This window comes from Pseudomonadota bacterium, from assembly GCA_018242545.1.
Taxonomy (GTDB): Bacteria; Pseudomonadota; Alphaproteobacteria; order 16-39-46; family 16-39-46; genus 16-39-46.
In genome coordinates this window covers 66832-90138 of the sequence record JAFEBT010000001.1, presented here as the reverse complement: position 1 = coordinate 90138, position 23307 = coordinate 66832, and the positions used below count along the sequence as shown (strand labels likewise).

Here is a 23307-nt window from a genome sequence, read left to right as displayed (position 1 = left end):
GCTTCTGGGATATTATCTGCGAGAAGTGTCTTAACGCACATCTTCTTAGCACTCAAAGGAAAATCAAAACTTCGAGCAAGACTTAATAAACGAGCTGCAGCTAATGATCTATATTCTAAAAGTCAAGTTTATTTGGACGTGTAGGGTTTTAATTTTAGTTTGAATTTTTCTGAAAGATGTTGATATAATTATAGAACTTTGGGTGAGAAGAAAATAGAAATCTTATAAATTTCTGATCCCATCTATTTAACTTAAAAAAATAATAAAAAGAGGCTTCAATGATAATCTTCAAATACATCTCTATAGCTTGGCTGATTTCAATGGTTTATGTTTTTTCTTCTCAGGCAAAGGTAGATGTTTCTGGCCAAAAGCTTACTCCCAAAATATGTAATAGGATTCTTCTGGAGCCTGATTCGGATCTTAGGACATGCGAGGTGTGTTTAAAACAAGTTCTTAGAACATCTTTGACACGCGCTGAATATGTTCAAACATTAAAAGCTTCTCAAGGAGGAGAAACACTTGCTCCTGGGACACAAGGGGTAACACAGGATAGTCTCGAAGAAAACACTCTAAATCCTCCTGCCTCTCAAATTATCGCATCAGAAAGTTCCGAGTCTTCTCATGAAGATGCCGTGGTTACCTCCGCGCCTACAAGTGTTGAATCTGGTGGTAAATCCTCATCTATTCCGGCTGAAAATGACAGTTCATCCGCTTCTCAAAATGCTGTTTCTCTTCAGCCGATTGTTCCTGAAGCAAAGCCCTCTCTTGAACCTGCGTCGCTTCAATCAGCTTCTGGTCCTGTATTAGTACAGGCTTCTTCTGAAGCTGTTAACCCCAAAGGAGTTATTGAATCTCAACATCTTCTCGCATCAACGCTATCTCCTGCGCCTGTGAACAATATTCTGTCTTCCCAAGGCATACCTGCTCCTAAAGCCTTGTCAAAAGAACCTGCATCACGCTCCCTTCTTTCTTCGCAGGAAGTTCGAGCCCTTCAGGATCATCTTCCGGATCCTGTTCTGCAGCGAACAAGAGCCATTCAAACGGCTGAAAATAGTATTTCAAGCCTGATGGAAAATGTTAGAAGTGATCAAGAAAAGATAAAAGCGCTTCGGGAAAATATAGAAAAAAATAAAGCAATCATTTCTGGGGAGCTTCCTCTTCCGAAGGGAGCAACACTGAAAGGTCTTCAAAGCCGTATTGAGGTAGATCGTGAGAATATAGTCAAACAAGAAAATCATATTCAAGATAAGACAAAAGAAGTTCAAACACTAAAAGAAAAAGCAGAAAAGCTTCAAGGAGAAATTCATGTTATTTTAAAGGGGGATGAAGCAAAAGGCATATTGGCGTCGCGTTATGCCTCAAAATTAGAAGGAAAACAAGGAGAAATTGTTCGCAAACAAGCAACGCATGATCTTTCAATTCTTACCTATAATGAAGCTCAACAAGCCTATGCAGCCTCTGCGGGTATTTCTTTTGGTTTTGGATTCCCAATTGAACAACAAATGAAAAATCAACGTCTCATTGATCATTTATTCTCCCTTGCTGAACAACTGAGAGAAGATGGCCCAGATAATCGGGAACTTGCAGAACAAATGGAACTTCAAGCAGAACAACTTAAAAGCGTTACCCCTGCTAGTCCTCAGAAGAAACTTGCTGACATTAAGTACAAAAAAAAATAAAAAACAAATTACATGTTTAAGAATAGACATTGAGGGGCACGTGAAAAGACGATCCATGTGACGTCTATTTTTCTTGCATATTTGACCAAATGGCGCGATTTTTTTCACGCCATTAGCGTGCCATAGTAAGGTGATATATGCAAACGTTATTCTTTGCATCCTTCAGGATTTAAAGAATAACGTCTCAATTGGTATTAAGAAGAGTTTAATAAGTTTAAAGTGTTGACTTTTCTCCAGGAGAGAGAGTGGAAAGAGTTTGAAGAAGCTCTTGAGAGGTAGGAGAAACATGGGAAGGAAGATGTTTTTTGAACGCGTTGGGAAGATCTGCATTGGGTAAAATAGAAATTAAAGTCCGTGCTCCTTGTTCAACAAAAGGTAAGAGACGGGATGATGTTACTGTTTGAGGCCACATCTCAGGAGCAAGGAAAAAAGTAAGGCCTAAGTAAGCAAGAACAACAAGGATCATGCCGCGTATAAGACCAAATAAAAATCCAAAAGACCGATCAAGGCCTGCTAAAAGACTTCCTTTTATTTGACGCGAAATCCCTTTACTGATGAGAACAAGGAAGAGAAGAGAGACAAAAAATACAATAAAAATCGAAAGAATATCTACAACGAGAGTTGAAGAGATATAGGGGCTTAAGAAAGGCTTTAAGAGATTTCCCCATAGAATTGCAATTACAAGAGCGCCTCCCCAGCTTAAAAGACCAAGGGCTTCACGGGTAAATCCACGCGCAAACCCAACAAAGCCTGAAATAAGAATAAGCGCAATAATCCCGAGATCTGTCCAAGGAATAAGAAGTGTGTTCATGATAAAGTTTTCTCCAATTATTTTTATTTTTTATTTAAAGAGGGTCATAAAAAGATCTTTGAGCGTTTTAATTTCTAAAATCTCAAGATGATCTCTTTTGAAGTGTTTATGCCGTTCAGAAAACCCAAAGGGAATAAAGGCTTTAGAAAATCCCAGCTTTAAAGCTTCTTTTAAACGGACATCTTCACCACTTACGGCACGAATATCTCCCGAAAGACCAATCTCTCCCAAAAAAACGGCATTTTTTGGAAGGGCCTTATTATGATAAGCTGAAATGAGAGCACATGCAACTGCAAGATCTGCGGCCGGCTCTCCAATGCGTAATCCGCCAGCGACATTTAAATAAACATCTCGGTTACTGAAAGAATATCCACACCTGGCTTCAAGCACAGCAAGAATCATGCAAAGTCTTCCATAATCCCATCCAACAGTGGTTCGTCGAGGCGTTCCAAAAGGAGTTGGCGCGACAAGGGCTTGAATTTCGACAAGCAGGGGCCGTGTTCCTTCAAGACCTGCAAAAATGCTCATACCACTTATATTTTTTTCGTGGTTTCCAATAAAAAGTTGAGAAGGATTTGAAACTTCTTGAAGACCTCGATCCGTCATGTCAAAGACACCAATTTCATTTGTGGGACCAAAGCGATTCTTAATAGTTCGTAATATTCTAAAGTGATGGGAACGCTCTCCTTCAAAATAAAGAACTGTATCCACCATATGCTCTAGTAAACGCGGACCTGCAAGTGTTCCTTCTTTTGTAACATGACCAATTAAAAAAACAGTAATATTATGTTCTTTTGCTGCGCGAATAATTTCATGAGTTGCCGCACGAACTTGTGTTACTGTTCCGGGAGCGGCATCAATGCCTTCGACATAAAGCGTTTGAATTGAATCTAAAATAAAAAATGAGGGAGGATTGTCTGTTTTAAAATGAGAAATAATTTTTTGAGTTTGAGTTTCGGTGGCGAGAAGAACAGGACAATTTTCAAGGCCAAGACGTTTTGCTCTCAGTCGTATTTGCTCCAACCCTTCTTCTCCCGAAATATAAGCACATCCGTGGGGAAATTGACTTATGAGGGCGGCGACTTGGAGAAGAAGCGTAGATTTTCCAATGCCAGGATCCCCTCCGACAAGAAGGACGGATCCAGGGACAAGTCCTCCTCCAATGACGCGATCAAATTCTGAAATTCCTGTTTTAATGCGTTCAGGTGGAGATTCTTGAGAAAGAAGAGATGAAAATTCGAGAGGAACAGAAAACTTAGAAGCTTTTTTCTTTTCAGTGAGATGATGAGATGAAATGACGTCTTCTAAAAGCGTATTCCATTCATCGCAACCCGTACACTTTCCGCTCCATTTGGAATGGGATGTCCCGCAAGATTGGCAAACATAACGTATAAGAAGTTTTGACACGAAAGAAACCTGAACGATTTTGATGTGATTAAATTATGCTTTAATATTGACGGGGATTGGACCCTCCATACGTCCATGAATAAATTGATTAAGATAGGGGTTTTTGCTTTTTTCAATACTTTTAGAATCTCCAAGCCAAATGATTTTACCTTCATACAACATGGCAATTTTATCTGCAATATGGTGGGCACTTATTAAGTCATGTGTGATTGTAATGGCGGCAGCCCCGAGATCTTTTACGCATTTAACAATTAAACTATCAATAACTGTTCTCATAATGGGATCTAAACCAGTTGTGGGCTCATCAAAAAATAAAATAGCTGGATTTGTGGCAATAGCGCGTGCCAGGCCAACACGCTTTTGCATACCTCCAGAAAGTTCAGAAGGCATTAAATCTGCAACAGAGTCAGAAAGTCCAACGGCGTTTAATTTTTCAAGAGCAATTTCACGCGCTTCTTTTGCAGGAGTCCTGAAACGTTGTCTCAAGCCAAAAGCAACATTTTGCCAAACTGTAAGGCTATCAAAGAGAGCACCTCCTTGAAAGAGCATTCCAATTTGGCTAATAATTTCTTCTTTTTCTGAGCCATTAAGAGAAAAGACATCTTTTCCATCAATAAAAATTTTTCCTGATGTTGGCTTAAGAAGGCCTAGAATGCATTTTAAGAGAACTGATTTTCCTGAGCCTGATCCTCCAATTACAACGAGAGATTCTCCTTGGTTTAAAGAAAGATCAACGCCTGTTAGAACTTTTTTTTCACCAAAAGCCTTTTCAAGACCTTTAAGTCTAATTTTTTCATGGGGAGAAGATGATTTTTGAGACATTGAGGTCCTATGTTCCAAAAAGAATGGCTGTTAAAAGGTAATTACAAATTAAGATAAGGATGGATGCAGAGACAACGGCGCTCGTTGTTGCAGCGCCAACACCTTGAGCACCTCCTTTGGAATTAAAGCCAGCATAACATCCTGAAAGCGTAATGATAAATCCGAAAACAGCGGCCTTAATAAGTCCAGAATTGACGTCTTCTGCTTTCAAATATGTAAAAGTTTGATTGATATAAAGCGCTGCATTAAATCCAAGTTTGTAGGTTGCAACCAAATATCCTCCAAAAACGCCAATGGCATCTGCGGTGAGAACAAGGAGAGGAAGCATGAGAACACCCGCCCAAAGACGGGGAACAATAAGGTATTTATACGGATTGGTTGAAAGTGTAGACAGAGCATCAATTTGTTCTGTCACACGCATGGTTCCGATTTCAGCTGCAATAGAAGCTCCAATACGGCCTGCGACCATAAGGCCAGCAAGGACTGGTCCTAATTCACGTGTCATCGAGAGGATAACAACGGTTGCAATCGAGCTTTCTGCTGAAAAACGGGAAAACCCAGTATAACTTTGGAGAACTAAAACCATTCCAGTAAAAATTGCTGTGAGACCTACCACCGGAAGAGAAAGATATCCAATTTCAAAGAATTGTCGGCCCCATTGCCGGAAAAAGAATGGCGGTCTAAAACAATGGCTAATCGAAATAAAGGCAAACAGAAAAAATGCTCCTGTTGCATTTAAAAATGCTAAAAAATAACGGCCAATGGTTCGTAGAAAGTTCAACATAGCAAAAACCTACCATATTGCTTAAGGATGGAAAAGACACTAAATCGTAAAATTTCAAATAAGGGCAATAATATTAAAAGAAAGATTTTAAAACTAAACTTTAAAGAACAATTCCTTGCTTTAAAATTGGCGCTCTCATCGCTCCCCTAAAGAAAAGCGTTTTCGAGCGCCTCGTGATAAAATATAAAAGTGCCAGAGCTCTTTTATTTTAGAATTTAATTAATCAACGACCTTAATTCCTTTTGGGCGTTGGGCATATTCTGGTAGATTGTCTGCAGGCAAAACACGTTGATAACTTCCAGAAATCTGGACAAGAACACGGCTTCCGACAGGGCAAATAACATCGCCTTCCTTTTTGTTTTGAACGATTATAACAGTTTGCCCATTTTCTTTAATAATGGCATATTCTACACCAGGACCATCGGAAATCCCTTGTTCTGCGAAGGCACCTGCTGCTGCACCAATTAAGGCACCGCCCGCGATGGCCCAAACATTCCCTGTGCCGCCGCCAATATAAGAGCCTGCACCCGCTCCAGTGCCAGCCCCTATGAGAGCTCCAGCACCTGTATTTTCTCCAATAATGTCAACGTTGCGAACAGCAAGAACTGTTCCAAATTCAACGAGGATGCTTTGCCCGACATCTTTGTGGCTATACTGGTTTTGGCTTGGCTTTGTACAACCAGATAAGCTTGCAATGATTAGACAAGATAAAAGCAGTTTTGTTTTCATGAAATATCTCCTTAAAAGAATTAATGTGTTACAGATTTTGAAGCTAAGAGACGAATAAGATGGGTAATGTTTTCTTGGATTGCTTTTGTGGCGGCGGCGCGTATCCGAAAGTTAGAGTCAGAAAAAAGAGAAAAAGGAACGTGAGAAGAAAGCGAGATGATCTCATCTAAGACAACTTGCTTTGTATCGGCCCGTTTAAGCTGATAACGTGCTTTTGCAATGACATCCAAGCTAAATGTGAAGCTTGGAATATCAAGCTGGAGGAGTATCGCATCCAAGATGTATTTAGGAGACATGTGTGCACGACTTGCGAAATTTGCACCTAAAAGGGCTTGTTGAAGAGCTTCTGTATATTGGGGAACTTTAACAGGAGCTGCTTTATGTTCTGCATTCGGCGCAATTTGAACATTTCCTAATTGTATGTTTTGCTCAAAATCAGAATTCACGGGGAGCTGACTATAAATTCCAAGCATAGGTGACATTTCATGGGAAGGAAGGGGAGGCCCCTCACATCCAATCATGAGAAGAACAAGTGCAAAAAGAGGAAGAAATTTTTTCATAAAAGTCTCTGAGATAAAGTTAGTGTTCAAAGAAACAAAAAAGTAGAAATTAACAAAGATCCAGACATTGTTTTAAAAAATTTAGAAGAACCTCAGGACATAGTCCCAAAAAGTTCTTTTATACTCTTAATATTTTTTTGAGAAAAAACAAGAAAAAGCAATTTCTCAAAAATAACTTTTAAGATGAGTCTCATTTTTATATCTTAAAAAGGAAAGAATGAAAAGAGAGATGGGCTTTTTTTATGAGGATTAAGGGAGAATGCAAGAAAATAAATATGATATGTAAAGATTTTACAGGTCTTTTTAATGAGAGCGTCACATATATTTTTGATTCTTTAAGATAGATTTACTTTTTTCAAATATAAGAATAATATTTCATTTTAGAAGGAAAGAAAGATAAGTATAAACTCTATAAAAAACTACTTTTAAAATGGGGGAAATATAATGATCCAGATATCACGGAAGATCTTTTTTGTAGGCGTCCTCATGGGAGTCTCTTTTTCATACTTGGCTTCTCACGTGAAAGCACATGATGAGATGGAACCAAAAGCAGAAACTTTAAGGACCTTATCTCTTTTGCGTTTAACAACAATTGCATCAAATGGAGATAAAAAAATTATTTATAAAAAATCTTGTGTTGGTGGCTGTGTTTATACATTGGCTAAAATTGATTGGGACGCTATTCACAAGGATACCGAGCTAAAAAATACAAAAATAAAAAGGGTAGATATTACAGCCGATCCCCATACCTGTGATCGGCTCCTAAAAGAATTTGAAATAATAGACGGCTTAAAAACCCAAGTTAATATAGCCGATGAAGGGCAGGCTGTTTTAACGGCTAATAATTTTAAATCAGAGGATTGGGAAACGTTTTTGAATTCTATGGATAATTTAAACAATAGCATGCTTTTAAATGATCACAATGGAGTTACGAGCGTTGCAATCACCCTAGAAAGATAAGAATTTTATGAAAAGACATACCCAGAGGTCCAACACTCGACAGAATAAAGAAAATAATTGAAAAAAGATAAAACCCCTCCCTGTGAAAGAAAAGGAAAGAAAGAATGAGAGAATTAAAGAGGGGAGTTGCGCATGTTTCTGGAGTGATTGAAGAAGACCTAAAAAAACGAGAGATAGGATTACATAAAGCGCATATTGAAGGAATAGCAGATTAAGCAGCAACCGTTTAAGTCTATCAGGATGTTAAGAGTGGGACTGGATATCAATTTTGCCAGGAAGAACGAGAGATGAAAAATCCAAAGAGTGTTAGATTAGTAGGCTCCTTTCAAATCCCTTTATTAAATCTTTCTATGGGATGAGAGAGGGTTCCTGAGATTGCAGAAGTGCTTACAGAACAAGCATAGGCTCTTGTTCCCATTTTTAAATTATGGTTCTTTATTTATCTTGTCGAGTGGTGAATTTAAACCCTTTAAAACTAAAACTACACTTGCTATTCTTAAATATAAGAGTAACATATAGGGTTAATAAAGAAGAAAGGTAAAAATATAAAGCCTGGTAAGAAAACAATTGTCATTTCAAAAGATTGATGACCAAAAAAGGAGAAAAAAAATGATTTCTAAAAAATTACTGGTACTTGGATGTCTAGCCATCATTGGACCAGTTGGAAATGTTTTAGCATCTTATTGTTGTGATGGGCCTAATTCTTTACCAAGTTTCTATAACGGGTCTTGTGTTGCTGAATCAGAGAAGAGCTGTAACGCCCATGGAGGAAGCGGAGCTGGTCAGTGTCAAGATGTGGGTTGTTATAATGATTGGACTGGGGAATCCTTCTAGTCTTTATCTTAAAAAGTAGCAATTTTAGATGACGTGGCTAAAGCAAGACGAGACCCACCTTCAGGAAATGTTTTTTGTAAACTTTTTTTATGAAATTTCAGAGGTTCAAGAGATTTTAAAAGAATGTTATCGGGGGTTGTTGCTTAAAAAGAAGAGTTATTTTTCTTAAGGAAAAATTAAATTAAGCGATAAAGAAATAATTCACTAAAAGCAGATATTGCTTTAAGAAATTTGATGATTCAAAAAAGAGAAAAAAATGATTTCTAAAAAATTATTCGTACTTGGATGTAAAATTGTGTGTATAAGCGATTGGACTTGCTTGGGATGTGTATGAACATAAATGTTGTAATTTATCGAGTGGAAGAATATGTAGCCTAGAAAATCTGTATCCGTCTACTATTGACTTAAAAAACCTCTGCGAAAAGACTTTAGCAGGAACGTGGGGTCCAGCAGTGTGTGTGGGTGTTAGCGGTCATTGCTTTTCTGCTGGTTGTAAAGAGATAAATTGTGCTTCTGATTGATATTTGAAAAGCTTCTATTTTATTTTTTTCTTATAGATCTCTTCTTGCTTAAATTTCATAAAAATGATAAAGACCAGTAGTTTTTATCTTATGAGGAATTAAATTATGTCCATGACAGAGTCGTCTCCTTCTTCTTCCGATCCTTTGAAGCCTCAAGTCGGGGGTATTGCAGCAGATCGTTTGAAAAGCTTTATTGAACGTCTCGAACGTCTCGAAGTTGAAAAGGCTCAATTACAGGATTTTGTAAAAGATGTTTTTGATGAAGCAAAATCAGCTGGCTTTGATGTTAAGGTCATTCGTCAAATCTTGAAACTTCGAAAACAAGATGCGGAAACTTTGGCAGAACAAGAAGAGCTCCTTGATCTTTATAAGCATGCGCTTGGAATGATCTAAGAATAAAAATTAAGAGATTATTTTTAGAATTGTTCGCCTTGCCGAACGCCAAAAAGCCCATTTTCTTGAACATATCCTTTAAAATCTTGTGCGTTGATAAAGCACCAAATGCCATCGCAATTTTTAATTTCCACGAGGACGCCTCTTTCAAGATGGGCTAAAAGGTTGCTTTTTAGATCAGGTTTGCTATAAAGGGAAAGGATTTTGGTTTGAACAAGGCCTGTTCTTTTCTTTTTAAGCATTGTTTTGTTAATCCAAGCCTCGTCTCCTTTAAAGTCTTTAATTTTACGCCAATGTTCATATTCTTCTAAAACTTGCACAGGAATATCTGACTTTATATAAACCCATTCAATTGGGTAAGACATGCCAGGCCCACAGCGTGCATTAATTTTAGAAGCTTTAAGGGACGCAAAATAGGGGTATGTAAGAATGGTATTTTTAGAATCTTCTTTGCATCCGAGTAATGCAAACATTCCCACTCCTAACCAAAGAAAAAGGAAAGGAAATTTTTTGAAAATCTTTAAGATACCCAATATAGAATTAATCCAGCAAAGACAACACCAACTACAATCATAAAAATTCTCCAAATAAGAAGGTTTTTGAGATTCACCAAATGGACTATAAACTCTAGAATTAAAAAAAGGAATATTTTTTATTAAAAAAAGAAAGGATGACAGTAAATATTATGAAAAGATATATATCATTGGTGTCTTTAGGGTTTTTATTTTTAAGCTTTACGGTATTAAATCTGAGCGCAAACGAGTCAGGCGTTTATGATGCATGGCAGGTAAGAGCGTTTACAAAAGATAAAAATAAAGTTTTTTATATAACAAGTCTTCCAGAGGCTCAAACGGGAAATTTTAAAAAGAGAGCTCAGACTTATATAAGTATTACCACGCGGCCAGATCAAAAAAGCTTTAATGTTTTTAGTCTCAAAGCAGGATATCCTTACAAAGAAGGAAGTTTTGTAAAAATTTCTATTTTTAGTAAAGATAAAAAGAAATTGAAAGAATTTGAGCTCTTTACGCAAGATGATATGGCTTGGGCCGTTGATGATAAAATGGATAAAGAGCTTATACAGGCCATGAAGAAAGGAGAGAGTCTTATTGCGGAAGGTATCAGTCAGAAAGGAACGCTTTCAACGGATACTTATTTGCTTAAAGGATTTACAGCTGCTCTTCAAGAGCTTGAAAGCTTGCCTAAAAAATCATGACGCGTAATTCATCAAAGTCTCTTATTGGAGAGAGCCGAGAAACACTTCAAACGATTTTAAAGACCTGGGAACCTTATCGTATTCGGCAACTTTTTTCATGGATTTATGAAAAAGGAAGTTCTAACTTTGAGACAATGAGCTCTTTGCCAAAATCACTGCGGCAAGCATTATCAGAAGCGTTTAATCTTGAGCGGCCTCTTGTTTCAAAGGCTCAAATTTCTTCTGATGGAACACAAAAATGGCTTTTAAAACTTCATGATGCTCATGAAATTGAGACTGTTCATATTCCTGAATTGACCCGTGGTACCCTTTGTGTTTCTTCACAAGTGGGATGTACCTTAACATGTAAATTCTGTCATACGGGAACTCAGACTTGGGTTCGAAATCTTGAACCGGGTGAAATTTTAGGGCAAGTTTTTGTGGCGCGGGATGTTTTCGGAGAATGGCCTTCGCCTGATGGGAAAAGGCATGTTTCTCATCTTGTCTTTATGGGAATGGGCGAGCCCCTTTATAATTATGAGAATGTATCGAAGGCCCTAAAGATTTTAATGGATCCTCAAGGGCTGCGGTTTTCAAGGCAGAAAATAACGCTTTCTACATCTGGTGTTATCCCTCAAATTGAAGTCTGTGGACGCGAGCTTGGCGTGCGTCTTGCCGTCTCCCTTCATGCAGTACGGGATGATATTCGGGATGTAATTGTTCCTCTTAATAAAAAATATCCTCTTAAAGATTTAATAGAGATTGTGCGCGCTTATCCTGAGATTTCTAAAACAGATTATGTAACGTTTGAATATGTGATGCTCAAGAATATCAATGACTCCGAAAAAGACGCAAAAGAATTGGCGCGTCTTATTCGAGGTATTCCTTCAAAAATAAACCTTATTCCCTTTAATCCTTGGCCTGGTACTTCTTATGAATGCTCTAATCTTCAAACAATGGAGAAGTTCTCAGAAATCCTTAAACATCATGGTTATGCAGCCCCGCTTAGAAAGACACGAGGACAGGACATTCTTGCAGCATGTGGGCAATTAAAATCAGAAAGCATGCGTCAGTCTAAGAGTAAATTGAAAGCATGTTCTGAGCCCACGGTCCATTAAATTTTAAGTTCTGTTTTAACCTCTTCGAAAGAACGCCCATTTGTCCGATGAAGAGCTTCAAGAAGTCTCGAAAGATTCTTTGGAGATTGGCAGAGATAAATAGTTTCTTGCAGGGATCTATACTCACCTTCAGAAATCACAATAACATTTTTTCCTTTTTTTCGTGTAACAAGAAGAGGGATATGATCATTACATACGCGATCAAAATTCTTTTTCAGGTGCTTTTTAATTTCAGGATAAGAAATAGATATATTCATTTTGTTTTTCCATTCCAAATTTAATGTGCCTTTTCTTATGTTTTTAATATATTTTGAGAGTCAAAAAATATAGGAAAGCTTTTTTTAATAAAAGAATCGATTTTCATAAAACATAAAGGTTTGATTCTCTAATCTAAAGTTGGAAAAGACGCATGGAGATGGATGATTTTCCAGTTTCCATCTTCTTCTATAAAGGTGAACGTTATACGTAGATTAGAGGAAATATGCCAAACACCTTCTATTTTAATTGACGCCTTACATAAAGCCGATAGCCATAAAGATTCTTCAAAAGTAGAAAACGGTCAGGCAATCACCTCAAGTGTTCTGCTTTCTGCACCATTCCAGTTCAAAAGGAACTCTTTTTCAATTTCTTGAAAACCATTATGTGCATGCTCAGAGCATGCGCTCCACATTGATGCCTTATTAGAAAATATTCTTGAAAGTGTTTCAAGATCTTGGTTGCTGTATGCATTACAAAATTCTAAGATAAGTGATTTTGCTTTTGTAATCGTTAATGAATCCATTTTTCCTTAAACCATTTCTAAAAATTATTTTTTTACATTAAGATAGAAAGAAAATTGCTTTATGTCGATATTTTTTTATAAAAAATTTTTTATGATTTCCCTTTAAATTTAGAGAAAGAAGGCTTATATTAAAGGTGTTGGGTTAACCAACTATGGCGATAAACGGTTAGTAGAATAAGCGGGACGGACCCGGGGGCGGTACCCGGCACCTCCACCAAATCGGAAATGACTTGCTAAGTTTTTAGCTGGTTAATAAATCTTAAGGATTCTTAAGTTTCTTTGGGGGTGAAATAGGATCGACGTACGTGGTAAAGGCTTATCTTTCGCTCGGTATGGTATCCGCCGAAACGGGCTAATTTGTAAATGCAGACAATGATAATGCATTTGGAGTAGAAGCTATGAACGACAATGCACCTGCAGTTGCTGCAGCTGCTTAAGCGTTAAGCACTTCGCGGTTAGGGGGCACCGGGCAACAGAATGCCCCCACTTTCATATATAGAAAAGATTAAGAGAAGAGAAGAAAACGCTCTTTTTTTGTTGACGTTTAAAAGAGGGGGGGGTAAAAATAACTCTTATGATGAAAACCTCTTTCGTTTCTCTTTTTGTTAATCTTAATCTCCTGGCAGCACGTGCTGCCCTTTAATTATATTTTCCCCAAATTTATGTTGATTTTAGAAAAACGCTCCAAAAGTAGTGGAGCCTTTTTAGAGGATTTTGAAAGATGACGTTTTATCGATTAACACAATGGATGACATGGTTTTTAGCATCGTTTTTTTATGCATACCAATATGTATTACGGGTTATTCCCCGCGTTTTAATGCCAGACATTATGCAGAAGTTCCAAATTGATGCGGCTATTTTTGGTCAATTTTCAGGCTTTTACTATTTAGGTTATGTTCTTATGCATATTCCTCTTGGAATTCTCCTTGATCGCGTTGGGCCTAAAATTATCCTCCCTCTTTGCATTGGAATGACAATGCTCGGTCTTCTTCCTCTTATTTATGCAGATTTTTGGCTTTATCCAGGACTTGGACGTATCCTAATCGGAATGGGATCTTCTGGGGCCATTTTGGGTGTTTTTAAAATCATCCGTATGAATTTTAAAGAAGATCATTTTACAAGAATGCTCGGAATTTCTGTTGCAATTGGACTTGTGGGGGGAATTTATGGGGGATGGCCCATCCATAAACTTCGGGAATATTTAGGATTAGAGCAAGTGCTATTTTTGCTTATTGCTGTTGGAGGAATTCTCGCCCTTCTCTTTTTTATGCTCATTCCTTCCTTAAAATCAGCATCAAAGGCATCTGAAAAGACTTTATTTTCAGATATTAAGTCTGTTTTTGGGAATAAAAAACTTTTGTCAATTTGTCTTTTGGGAGGATTGATGGTAGGTCCTTTAGAAGGATTTGCGGATGTCTGGGGAAGTTCTTTTTTGTTAAATTATTATGGCTTTACAAAAGAAGTAGCTTCTGCGCTTCCCGATTGCATCTTTTTTGGGATGTTAGTTGGCTCTCCTCTTTTAAGTTATGTGGCGGATAAAACAAAAGCCTATTATGCACTTATCATTTTGTGTGCTTTTGGAATGGCCTTTGATTTTATATTTTTGCTGATGGGACGCGGGACAATATTTACACTTTCTTTTGTTTTTTGGAGCATAGGTGTTTTATGTGCTTATCAAATTTTGGTGATTTATAAAGCAACAACTTACGTAAAATCGAATCTCGTTGGTTTAAGTACAGCGATTGCAAATATGATTATAATGCCTTTTGGATACGTATATCATACGGCAATTGGAGAAGTCATGAATTTCTTAGGAGAGAACGGAAGTGCCTGTGGAGATATTGGAAGATATGGAAAAGATGCATTTGTAGCTGCCATCTCTCTTATTCCTTTAGGACTTTTTATCGGCGGTTTTGGATTTATGATTATTGTTCTTTCTGAAAGAAAAAATAAAGTTTAGAAACGTTTAAAATTTTGTCTCTTGTTCAAAGGAGGATGCTCTTCTAGAATTGAAAATTCTTTGGCAAGAGACATTTTGTGTGCATAAATAATGCTTTTAAAGGAAAGAACAATTTCTCTATGAATCTTTCACGTTTTATGAACACCCGTATTTTATCCGTTGGAATTCTTGGAATGCCGCCAGGGCTTTTGTTTGTACTTATTATGTCAACGATGCAAATTTGGTTAACTGAGGCAGGTTTAAGTAAAACAACGATTGGTCTTTTTGCTTTTGCAGCAATGCCAAATGCTCTAAAATTCTTATGGGCTCCTTTGATTGACCATATTCAGTTTCCTATTTTAGGAAAGATTTTAGGTCGCAGGCGGAGTTGGGCTATTTTTTTTCAAGTCGGATTGATGCTTTCTCTCCTCGGACTCGGCTTAAGTTCTCCTGCACAAAATTTAGGAAATATGATTTTTTGCTTAACCCTTGTTTCTTTTTTTGGAGCCAGCCAAGAAATTGTTTTAGATGCGTATCGTATTGAAATTTTAAACCCAAATGAATATGGCGTAGGCGTTACGTCAAATGTTCTTGGATATCGGCTTGGAACAATTATGGGTGGGGCTGGGGCTCTTTATATAGGCGCTTTTTATGGATGGTTTTTTGCCTATGCCGGGATGGTTTTTTGTATTTTTTTGTCAAGCATTGTTATTCTTTTAAACCCCGAGCCATCGCCCATTACATCAGATTTAATGAAAGAGCGTCAAGAAAAAGCGCTTTATTATATGGAAGTTCGGAATATACAAGGATTTTTTTCTAAGATTATCGCATGGATTTATGGGGCCGTTATTGGTCCGTTTAGTGAATTCACCCGTCGAAAAGATTGGATTCTGATCGTTTGTTTAATTTTAGTATTTCGGTTAGGAGATAATCTTATCAATAACATGGCTAACGTGTTTTATTTAAATGTTGGATTTACAGTTATTGAAATTGCGAATGTCACAAAATTTTTTGGCGTATTTGCGACCATTATTGGAGGTGTTGTCGGAGGCGTTTTATCAAGCCATGTTGGATTCTTGAGAGGCCTTTTAATTGCGGGAATTCTTCATACGCTTTCTAACATAATGTTTATTGTTATTTCTCAATGTGGTGCTCAAGTTGATCTTTTTTATATTGCTATTGCTCTTGAGAATGTAACGGGCGGCATGAGTACAACGGCTTTTGTAACATATCTTTCAAGCCTCTGTCATAAATCCTTTACGGGGACACAATATGCCCTTCTCTCAGCTCTTTGGTATCTTTCTACAAATTTAGGTGCTTTTGGAGGCTTTCTGGCAGATCATCTTGATTGGACAACTTATTTTGAAGTAACGCTTGGAGCTGCGGTTCCAGGGTTGATTATTTTAACGGTTTTGGTGATGCGCGAACATGCAAGAAATAATTCTTAAATTTTGCATAGAAAAATTCTTACACATTTTCATGGTATAGCATCTTTTCGGGGAGGGATAATTAAAGACGCTCTTTCTTTTTAGATAATAATTTAGTTAAGAAAATTTCAAGAATTCTAAAAAATGAAAAAAATAAGTTATGATCAAAAAAATAATAAAACTAAATAAAAATACAAAAAAATGAAAGAAATTTTTTAAATTTTGATAATTAATAAGGAATTAGTAACTCTTATACACTCTCTTTACTTTCTTTAAAAAAATATTTATAAATATAGTATGAAAAAAATAAATTATGACATATGAAAGGAAAATTTTATGAAAAATCTAATAATTACTTTTGTTTTTGGTTTGATATCCGTAAGCTTTTTTATGTCTTCATCATCTATAGCTGGTAATGACTCTTCTGAAAAAGAATATAGTCGTGGAACTTTAGGAACCAACTCCATGTCAGAAGGTGAGTCTGGTGGGAGCAGATAAGTAGGTTTTTTTTAAAGAAAAATGGGTTTCTCGTTTCTTTTAGAAATGAGCTTAGTGTTTTTATTATAAAATATGGAAGATCTCAAGCTTTATAATAAATATATTAGGTCCCAATTTTACCTTATTATTAAAAAAATGTATTATAGAAATGGTTTATAAAAAAAGCCATTTTTTTGATAAATACTTTTTAATTTTTTGTAACGTAATCAGTTATAAAAGAATGTGAAGGCCCATAAATTTCTGAAAAAATCTTAACACTTCTTTTAAGATAGTCTTTTATGTCTTTTTCTGCTTTATTTTTATCAAATGTAATGTCTTCAAAAACTTTCTCTGATTCAAGGAATTTATACTGGTTTTTATCTAAGAACATCTTACAAAATACTCTTATATTTTTAAAAAAATCTCTAAAATATTCTGAGGACTGAAAAAAATCTTTTTCTTTATATTTTATAATAGCGGCATGATAATAATTAATAAAAAACATTAGGTTTATATAATTGTTTTTTGATTTTCTTTGCGTTTTAAAAACAACTAAGCAATCTTCATAAGCTTCTTTAAATTGTCCTTTTCTAATATAAATCTCAGCTCTATAAACACGTGGAGCAATAACACGAGGTCCCCACAAATCTTCAAAAGCTTTTATAGCTTGCGTTAATTGGAGCTCAGCTTCTTCAAGACGATTAAGCCTTAAAAAAGACTCTCCAAAACTCTCAGCGAGTAGAGGCTTTTCTATGGTAAGACTAATTTTATTCCCAGTAGATTCAATAAAATTAATGATATATTGCTCTTCTATGCATCCTTCTTTCAAAGCTTTTTCATATTGTCCAAGTCTACAATAAACTTGCCCCATTGCATAACGTGCTTTCAAAATATCTTTAATTTTTTCTTCTGGAAGTTTTTTATAGGTTAGATGAAAAAGCTCATTAGACTTTAATAAATCTAATGCCTTCTGCACATATTTTTTACCAATCAATGTTTCTTTTTTATGGAGGTACGTGGTTCTATATAAAAATGAAAGATCATTGTATATAGTTACAATAAACGAGTTTTTAAGATTCTCATCCTTTATTTTCAATGCTATAGAAAGAGCTTTTTTATAATATGAACAACTTTTTTCAAAGCTCTCTTTTTCATTTTTCTGGTAGTAAGAAATTGCCGTGTTTAAAAGGTTTTGCGCCTCCATTTCTTCAGATTCTAAGTTTCGTTTGCACAATTTTATGCTTTCTTGACAATAGAAAATGGCTTGATCGAAAAGACCTAAAATATAAGAAGCCCATCCCAAGTCTGCAAAGATTGTTAATAAAGTATAAGAAGAAATTTTTTTCTTGATATCTTTTATTTCTAAAATTTCTAAAAAATAACTTCTAACGGCTTCACAATTTTGGGTACAATATCGATGAGAATTTCCAAGCGCTATTAAAGTTTCTATTTTACAAAGCTCTATATCTTTAGATGATATTAAAATTTTATTTAAATTTTGCTGCAATTTTTCTATGTGAGGAATAAGTAAAATAATATTTCTGCAATTCTTTTTTAAATACATCTTATGATAAATTTTTATAGCTTCTATTACTTGACATAAACATCTCTTTCTTTCATCTTCTGTTAGTATATTTTTAAGAGAAGCTAAAATAATCTCTTGTGATGATCGATGAATGGAGAATAGAGGAGCTTCTTCTCCATTTTCAATAGAAGATACCTTGGTGATAAAACCATTTTTTCTTAAATAATATAAAAGCTGCTCAATACTTGGCTCATCTTTATAGAGTGCTATTAAATTTTTAGGAATATTTTGTGAATCTAAAAGTACAATAAATAATAAGAGCTCTTTGAAATCTGGATTTATATTTATAAATTTTTCAAGGGAAGATGTAATTATTCCAAAGCGTGTTTTTGTGGAGTCGCTTATCTCTTTTAAGAGATTTTCTTGAGTTTTATCAAAAAATTTAGTGTATTGGTTAATTCTATGTATGTACTGATCATAAGTTAACTGTTCATTTTTAATATAATAAGCAGCAATAGAAATATCTAAAGGAAAAGGAGGAATATTTTTAAGAAATTCTAAACATTTTTCTCTTTGATCTAATGTTAATTTATTTGATTCCTTGTTGAAAAATATTTTACTAAAAAGCATTAAAGATTCTTCTTTATTTAATTCTCCAATTTCAATAATATTTTGAGGTTCTATGTAATTTGTATTTTTTATTGTACTATCACGTGTTGTGATAATTATTTTTCCAGACCCCCATATTTCTGAATCTTGAGGAAGATAATTCTTTTTAATGTTTGATATAGTCTGAACATTATCAAAAATGAGAAGCCAATTGGGGTGTTCTCTTAACTGTTCTTGCACAAAATAAATCAATTTTTTTTCTTTTAATTCTATATTTTGAATTTTTTGAATGATCTCTAGTTCTTTTTTCTTATCCGGAGTCTTGGCTATCTTGTAAGCTAATTCTTCAAATGAATTAATAAGATTTTTTTTTGTTTCAGCATTTAGCTCATATACAATAGAGCTTTGATCAGTTTTTCCAAAATAACGTGCGATCGTGGTTTTTCCAACCCCTCCCATTCCAACAAGGGCAATTATACGTATTTTATGTTGACTTTTTAACGCTTCATTCATTTTTTTGATTAAGTCATAACGCTTTAGAAAAACACTTTCTATTGGAACAATCAATTCAGATCTCATAGACAAATCTTTTTTTGATAAGGGGCTAATTTTTATTTTTTGATTATTTTGCGTAAAAATAAAAAGAAATACGCTTAAAATAATCATGCACAAAAATAAAATCATAAAATAATTTTTTTTATTTTTAACAGCATCCATATAAATGTTGTCTGAAATTTCTTTTTTTTTATGTATGTGTTCTTCGGAAGAAAAATTAAACTGAGCACATTCAGAGGAATTGAAAAATTTTTTATACTCTCTTTTAAACTCAAAAAATATATTCTCTACGACAGAAGGAGATATAAATTTTTCTAAAAAATAGAAAAAAGAAAAATAATAATTTTGGCTTTTAAAATCTAAATAAGAAATATTTTTTAAATCAGGAAAATCTTCTAAGATTAGACTTTTATCCCAAAGGATAAAAATATGATTTTTTGATAAAAACGTTGGATCTTGAAGGAGCATACATATTTTTTTTATAGTCCCAGCAGTAATAAAAAAAACACTATAATTATGGATATCAAAAGAATTCTTATCTTCTCTCACATGAACATTAATACCCATATCTCTTAGATCTTTCAAGATTCTAAAAAATAAACCATCTGAATTTTTTATGTCTGAAAAAAATTGCAGATCTAATATATTTTCTTCTTTTTTTATGAGTAAGAAAATTTGTCTTAAACAATGATTAAATTCTTTTTGAAGAAGAAGAGAGGTATAGTGATGTCTTATAAGATCACTATATCCAGTTTTTTCTATAAAGTCTCTGATGCCTCCCCATCCATTACACCTTATTTTATGCATAATATTTCGGGTATGGGTTTCAGCAGTTCGCGGCTGAATAGATAAAATAAAAGCAATATCTTTTTTAGCTGTTCTTCCACATAAAATACATGCTATAATATCTATTTCACGAGGCGTAAATTTTATATGATTTATTACTTCTATATTTTTATCATAATCAAAAAATTTATTATTTTCTAGTGACATAATCTTATTTCACTCAATATCCTGTTCTTTTATCAGAGAATGGTTTATAAAACATACCGATATAGAAGCACGCCGAGAAGCAATCCATCTATATAAAGGTCGGCCCACAAACTTACTTAAAAAAGGAATATAAAAAGCAGGCACAAGCCACCATAAGCCTGGAATATGTAATACAAGATACCGATAAGCATCAAATCCTGATAAAATAGCATTATTAGAAATGATATGTATCTCTTTATCTTGATCTTCCTCCTTTAATAAAGGAGAAGGATTTGTTCTATAGTTTCTATAACAACATTGATTAAATCCATCAAAAGAAAGAAGAAAAATCATTGAATGTAAACAAAAATTGCAGTGTCCATCATAAATAATTTCAATTGGTAAAATTAAATTTTTATACTTTAATTTTAAAGATCTATACCATTGTCTCGGAACAAAAGATAAATGCCCAAAAATCATCATTCCTGAAAAAAGATAAAGACCCATCATTGTTGCGATCCCTAAATGAAGTAAAATAGCTCCTATTAAATAGAAAGGACGTGTCTTTCTTTCCCAAATAAGGAATGGGTATGATAATTCTAGGAATAATGTATAATAAGTTAATAAATTAACAATCCAAAAATATTTAGAAAATAAAATGAGAGAAATATTATTAAATTCAGCGTGTGTTAAAGCTAACCAAACAGCCTCTCCGCTTCCCCATGCAACTCCTTGTATTTTATAAATACCGGCATAGAAAAAAGCAATTGCCATTTGTAGTTGCATGAGTCGAATACAAGCTGATGTCCAAGGGCCTTTAGGAGGAGGCTGCCAAGATTCAATACCATATTTATGTTTAAGACGCCGAAGATATCTTGCACGATCAAGACTTAAGGAGGTTCCAATAGGAGCAAAACATAAAATTAATAAAAGATTACAGGAAAGGCAATCAAGTCCATAATAGATCAAAGGGCATCGGTAGAGAAAGCTAATTTGCCCTGCTAAAACGAGCCATTTTACAAGAGAAGTATGCCATCCAATTATCAAACAAAAACAGGCAAAGAGAAAAACGCTATAAAACAAATAAAATTGCCAAAGAGATGTTGTATAATATAATAGTGAAAATCTTCCTAAAATTAAATAATTTTCATTAAAATTTATGGGGAGAATTCCCATATCCGTATAAAAAAACTTTAACTCTTCTAAACTAAAAGATGTGTAATTAATAAACAAAATAAAAGCTAACCCAATGCGAATAACTTCTAAGGAAAGTGTGTCCGATCCATAAAACCAGCACTGTTGCCAAATAGTTGTACCAGAATGAATCCACCTAAAAAAAGGTTTATGTTGTGCCATCATTTTTCTAACGTACTGCAAGAATATGTATAAGTGTTAAAATTCTCTTTTTGATCTAAAAGATTTATTTTGCTTGTATATTTTTTAGGAGGGATCTGAGATTGTATAGCTACTTGAATTTTTATTTTTTTGGGGTAATTACTTGGATAAGTTTTACAAACATATTGGGTGAGTGCAGGTCCGTACAAGTGAATATATCGAGCGCTATTTCTCATGAGATCCATATGTCTAAAATACGTAGAATCAGATTGTTTAAGAATTTTTAACGGATTCACCTTATGTTCTTTGTTTAATTTATCTATTATTATAAAATCAATAGTTTTCATTTTCCCTGGGTTGGGAGCAAAAAAACCCCACTTTAAAAATAATCCAAAAGTTTCTATATATCCTCCAAAAACAGAATAAAGGCCATCCGTTAACTGACTTGATGGAGAGGGTGCTATGATCATAGATGTGCTATGCCAAAGAATTAATATTGTCATAAGTATTTGAAATGTTACTTTTTTAAACATTATTAATACATAATTTAAAATGATTATTACTGTCTAGATAAAAATTTTTCAATTTTACAGAAATATTGTTGTTTTATTCCTCTAGACTTTAAAAATTAATAATTTTTTTAAAAAAAATTTTATAAAAAAAATTGAAATAGTATCAATTTTTTTACTCGAAAACGGCACTAAATGAACATGGTCAATTAACATTTTTCTTTTTAAAATACCCTATTTTAGAAATTATTATTTACTTTATTTTTAATGTAAAGCAATTGAGTTTTAAAACAATCACCTAATTTATACAATTTTTCAACATTTTTAAAATTCATATTTTGTTCAAATATCTACGTGTATTTCCCTTAAGGGGTCTTCTTACGGTTATTTCCTGAATAGAGAAGTCGTTTTTTTTTCCATAGCTTTAAGTTGTTACGCGGAAAAATGCGCATCTAAAAAATGCATCTTCTCGTAATAAAAAAGAGAACCTTTTAAGAAAGATTCTCTCCTTAGTTTCTTAAAAAAGGCTGCAACCTTTTTTAAGTTTTATGAATTATACGCTATCCAAGGAGATTATAAAATGACGTACTTTAGTTCACAAGTAAAAATTTCTTTTCACCTTAAAAATGTCATAAAAAATCTTACGATTTCTTTATGTTTAAGTGCATTCTCAACAACTTTTTCTCAAGCACAGATCATTAAATTTGATTATCCAGATCTAGGAGCAGCTGAAAAACTCAAGAGATTGCAAATAAGAAAAGAGCAACTTGATCAGATAAGAGAAAATAAAGGAATTAAGGCTATTGCGAATAGTGGGAATTTATCAACTTTTTTTACTTTGATAAAAGAAAATGTTTCTTTTAATACTCTTACAATCAATAATAAGAGTACAAAATCTCTGAAACTCTCTCTTTTTGATCAGTATCAGCCAGAACGTACAAAATTTCTTGGAATTTTGAGACCTGGAGATTTTGAGATATATAACCTTGATAAATTTACGTTATATAATACCTATGTAATCAAAGGTGAATATAAACAGTTTTCTTTACCTAGAACGGTATTTTCTAAGCATCTGAATTTTCAAACATCAGAAGTAGAAATAACTTTTCAAGAAACTTTTTTTGGAATAACGTTAAGATAAAGAATAATAATAAAAAGCCTTTCATTTTGTCATAAAAACAAAATGAAGGGTTTTTTATTATGTGTATGACTTTAATAAAGCTACATTAGTAAATTTTGATGTTTAATCAAGAGCTCCCCATGGGCTGATTGGATAGTCTTTTTTTATATAAATTTTTGGAAATATTCATACAAAAATTTGATACATTTATGCAATTGTATTCTATAGAATTTTCTAAGAATCAGTAT

At 34.2% G+C, this 23307-nt stretch carries 23 protein-coding genes; 10 read left to right on the top strand and 13 right to left on the bottom strand.

Going from position 1 to position 23307, the window contains the following annotated elements:
* Nucleotides 1-278 precede the first annotated feature (278 nt).
* On the top strand, nt 279-1679 hold the full coding sequence (locus JSS34_00455) for a hypothetical protein (protein ID MBS0184820.1): 1401 nt from the start codon (nt 279-281) through the stop codon (nt 1677-1679).
* Nucleotides 1680-1893: 214 nt separating this feature from the next.
* On the opposite strand, the gene JSS34_00450 is transcribed toward JSS34_00455, so the two are convergent.
* The 6 genes from JSS34_00450 to JSS34_00425 all read right to left on the bottom strand — a co-directional run bounded on the left by JSS34_00450 (nt 1894) and on the right by JSS34_00425 (nt 6792).
* Entirely contained in the window at nt 1894-2490 is a 597-nt protein-coding gene (locus tag JSS34_00450) for a CvpA family protein (GenBank protein ID MBS0184819.1), read from the bottom strand.
* 30 nt (nt 2491-2520) lie between these two features.
* The gene (radA, locus tag JSS34_00445; protein MBS0184818.1) at nt 2521-3897 is read right to left on the bottom strand and encodes a DNA repair protein RadA; all 1377 of its coding nucleotides are present in this window, start codon (nt 3895-3897) and stop codon (nt 2521-2523) included.
* Nucleotides 3898-3930: 33 nt separating this feature from the next.
* On the bottom strand, nt 3931-4719 hold the full coding sequence (locus JSS34_00440; protein ID MBS0184817.1) for an ABC transporter ATP-binding protein: 789 nt from the start codon (nt 4717-4719) through the stop codon (nt 3931-3933).
* Nucleotides 4720-4726: 7 nt separating this feature from the next.
* Nucleotides 4727-5503 (bottom strand): ABC transporter permease, encoded by a 777-nt coding sequence (locus JSS34_00435; protein ID MBS0184816.1) that lies wholly within the window; start codon nt 5501-5503, stop codon nt 4727-4729.
* Between the two features lie 219 nt (nt 5504-5722).
* Nucleotides 5723-6130, bottom strand: a complete 408-nt coding sequence (locus tag JSS34_00430; GenBank protein MBS0184815.1) for a hypothetical protein — start codon at nt 6128-6130, stop codon at nt 5723-5725.
* 122 nt (nt 6131-6252) lie between these two features.
* Nucleotides 6253-6792 (bottom strand): hypothetical protein, encoded by a 540-nt coding sequence (locus tag JSS34_00425; GenBank protein ID MBS0184814.1) that lies wholly within the window; start codon nt 6790-6792, stop codon nt 6253-6255.
* Between the two features lie 444 nt (nt 6793-7236).
* Here JSS34_00425 and JSS34_00420 point away from each other — a divergent pair, with 444 nt between their 5' ends.
* The 3 genes from JSS34_00420 (at nt 7237) to JSS34_00410 (ending at nt 9500) form a co-directional block, all read left to right on the top strand.
* Nucleotides 7237-7752 carry a hypothetical protein gene (locus JSS34_00420; protein ID MBS0184813.1) on the top strand — a complete coding sequence of 172 codons (516 nt, stop codon included), beginning with the start codon at nt 7237-7239 and terminating at the stop codon, nt 7750-7752.
* A gap of 609 nt (nt 7753-8361) precedes the next feature.
* A complete protein-coding gene (locus JSS34_00415) occupies nt 8362-8586 on the top strand; it encodes a hypothetical protein (GenBank protein MBS0184812.1) in 225 nt (74 codons plus the stop codon).
* Nucleotides 8587-9218: 632 nt separating this feature from the next.
* Nucleotides 9219-9500: a DUF2312 domain-containing protein gene (locus tag JSS34_00410; GenBank protein MBS0184811.1), complete on the top strand. Its 282-nt coding sequence runs from the start codon at nt 9219-9221 to the stop codon at nt 9498-9500.
* A 23-nt stretch (nt 9501-9523) separates the two neighbouring features.
* Here the strand turns inward: JSS34_00410 and JSS34_00405 are convergent, their stop codons facing one another.
* Nucleotides 9524-9973 carry a hypothetical protein gene (locus JSS34_00405; protein MBS0184810.1) on the bottom strand — a complete coding sequence of 150 codons (450 nt, stop codon included), beginning with the start codon at nt 9971-9973 and terminating at the stop codon, nt 9524-9526.
* Between the two features lie 212 nt (nt 9974-10185).
* On the opposite strand from JSS34_00405, the gene JSS34_00400 reads away from it, so the two are divergent.
* Together JSS34_00400 and rlmN are read left to right on the top strand one after the other, a co-directional pair.
* Entirely contained in the window at nt 10186-10713 is a 528-nt protein-coding gene (locus JSS34_00400) for a hypothetical protein (protein MBS0184809.1), read from the top strand.
* Complete coding sequence (rlmN, locus tag JSS34_00395) at nt 10710-11810, top strand: 23S rRNA (adenine(2503)-C(2))-methyltransferase RlmN (protein ID MBS0184808.1); 1101 nt, start codon at nt 10710-10712, stop codon at nt 11808-11810. Before JSS34_00400 ends, rlmN begins: the two co-directional genes overlap by 4 nt.
* Here the strand turns inward: rlmN and JSS34_00390 are convergent.
* The 3 genes from JSS34_00390 to JSS34_00380 all read right to left on the bottom strand — a co-directional run bounded on the left by JSS34_00390 (nt 11807) and on the right by JSS34_00380 (nt 12591).
* A complete protein-coding gene (locus tag JSS34_00390) occupies nt 11807-12067 on the bottom strand; it encodes a type II toxin-antitoxin system Phd/YefM family antitoxin (protein MBS0184807.1) in 261 nt (86 codons plus the stop codon). The two genes, rlmN and JSS34_00390, sit on opposite strands and share 4 nt — an antisense overlap.
* Nucleotides 12068-12195: 128 nt before the next feature.
* Nucleotides 12196-12315, bottom strand: coding sequence for a nuclear transport factor 2 family protein (locus JSS34_00385; protein MBS0184806.1), 120 nt, complete (start codon nt 12313-12315; stop codon nt 12196-12198).
* 54 nt (nt 12316-12369) lie between these two features.
* Nucleotides 12370-12591: a hypothetical protein gene (locus tag JSS34_00380; protein ID MBS0184805.1), complete on the bottom strand. Its 222-nt coding sequence runs from the start codon at nt 12589-12591 to the stop codon at nt 12370-12372.
* Nucleotides 12592-13312: 721 nt separating this feature from the next.
* Here JSS34_00380 and JSS34_00375 point away from each other — a divergent pair.
* From JSS34_00375 to JSS34_00365, 3 genes are all read left to right on the top strand, one after another.
* Nucleotides 13313-14551: an MFS transporter gene (locus tag JSS34_00375; GenBank protein ID MBS0184804.1), complete on the top strand. Its 1239-nt coding sequence runs from the start codon at nt 13313-13315 to the stop codon at nt 14549-14551.
* Between the two features lie 119 nt (nt 14552-14670).
* Nucleotides 14671-15978, top strand: a complete 1308-nt coding sequence (locus JSS34_00370; protein MBS0184803.1) for an MFS transporter — start codon at nt 14671-14673, stop codon at nt 15976-15978.
* Nucleotides 15979-16293: 315 nt separating this feature from the next.
* Nucleotides 16294-16455 carry a hypothetical protein gene (locus tag JSS34_00365; protein ID MBS0184802.1) on the top strand — a complete coding sequence of 54 codons (162 nt, stop codon included), beginning with the start codon at nt 16294-16296 and terminating at the stop codon, nt 16453-16455.
* 187 nt (nt 16456-16642) lie between these two features.
* Here JSS34_00365 and JSS34_00360 read toward each other — a convergent pair whose 3' ends face one another.
* Genes JSS34_00360 through JSS34_00350 form a run of 3 tightly spaced genes read right to left on the bottom strand, consistent with a single transcriptional unit; the run spans nt 16643 to nt 21963 of the window.
* Nucleotides 16643-20116 carry an AAA family ATPase gene (locus JSS34_00360; protein ID MBS0184801.1) on the bottom strand — a complete coding sequence of 1158 codons (3474 nt, stop codon included), beginning with the start codon at nt 20114-20116 and terminating at the stop codon, nt 16643-16645.
* 9 nt (nt 20117-20125) lie between these two features.
* The gene (locus JSS34_00355; GenBank protein MBS0184800.1) at nt 20126-21454 is read right to left on the bottom strand and encodes a DUF393 domain-containing protein; all 1329 of its coding nucleotides are present in this window, start codon (nt 21452-21454) and stop codon (nt 20126-20128) included.
* Nucleotides 21451-21963, bottom strand: a complete 513-nt coding sequence (locus JSS34_00350; GenBank protein MBS0184799.1) for a hypothetical protein — start codon at nt 21961-21963, stop codon at nt 21451-21453. The genes JSS34_00355 and JSS34_00350 overlap by 4 nt, the downstream gene beginning before the upstream one ends.
* Before the next feature lie 556 nt (nt 21964-22519).
* On the opposite strand from JSS34_00350, the gene JSS34_00345 reads away from it, so the two are divergent.
* The gene (locus JSS34_00345; protein MBS0184798.1) at nt 22520-23080 is read left to right on the top strand and encodes a hypothetical protein; all 561 of its coding nucleotides are present in this window, start codon (nt 22520-22522) and stop codon (nt 23078-23080) included.
* The last annotated feature ends 227 nt before the right edge of the window (nt 23081-23307 follow it).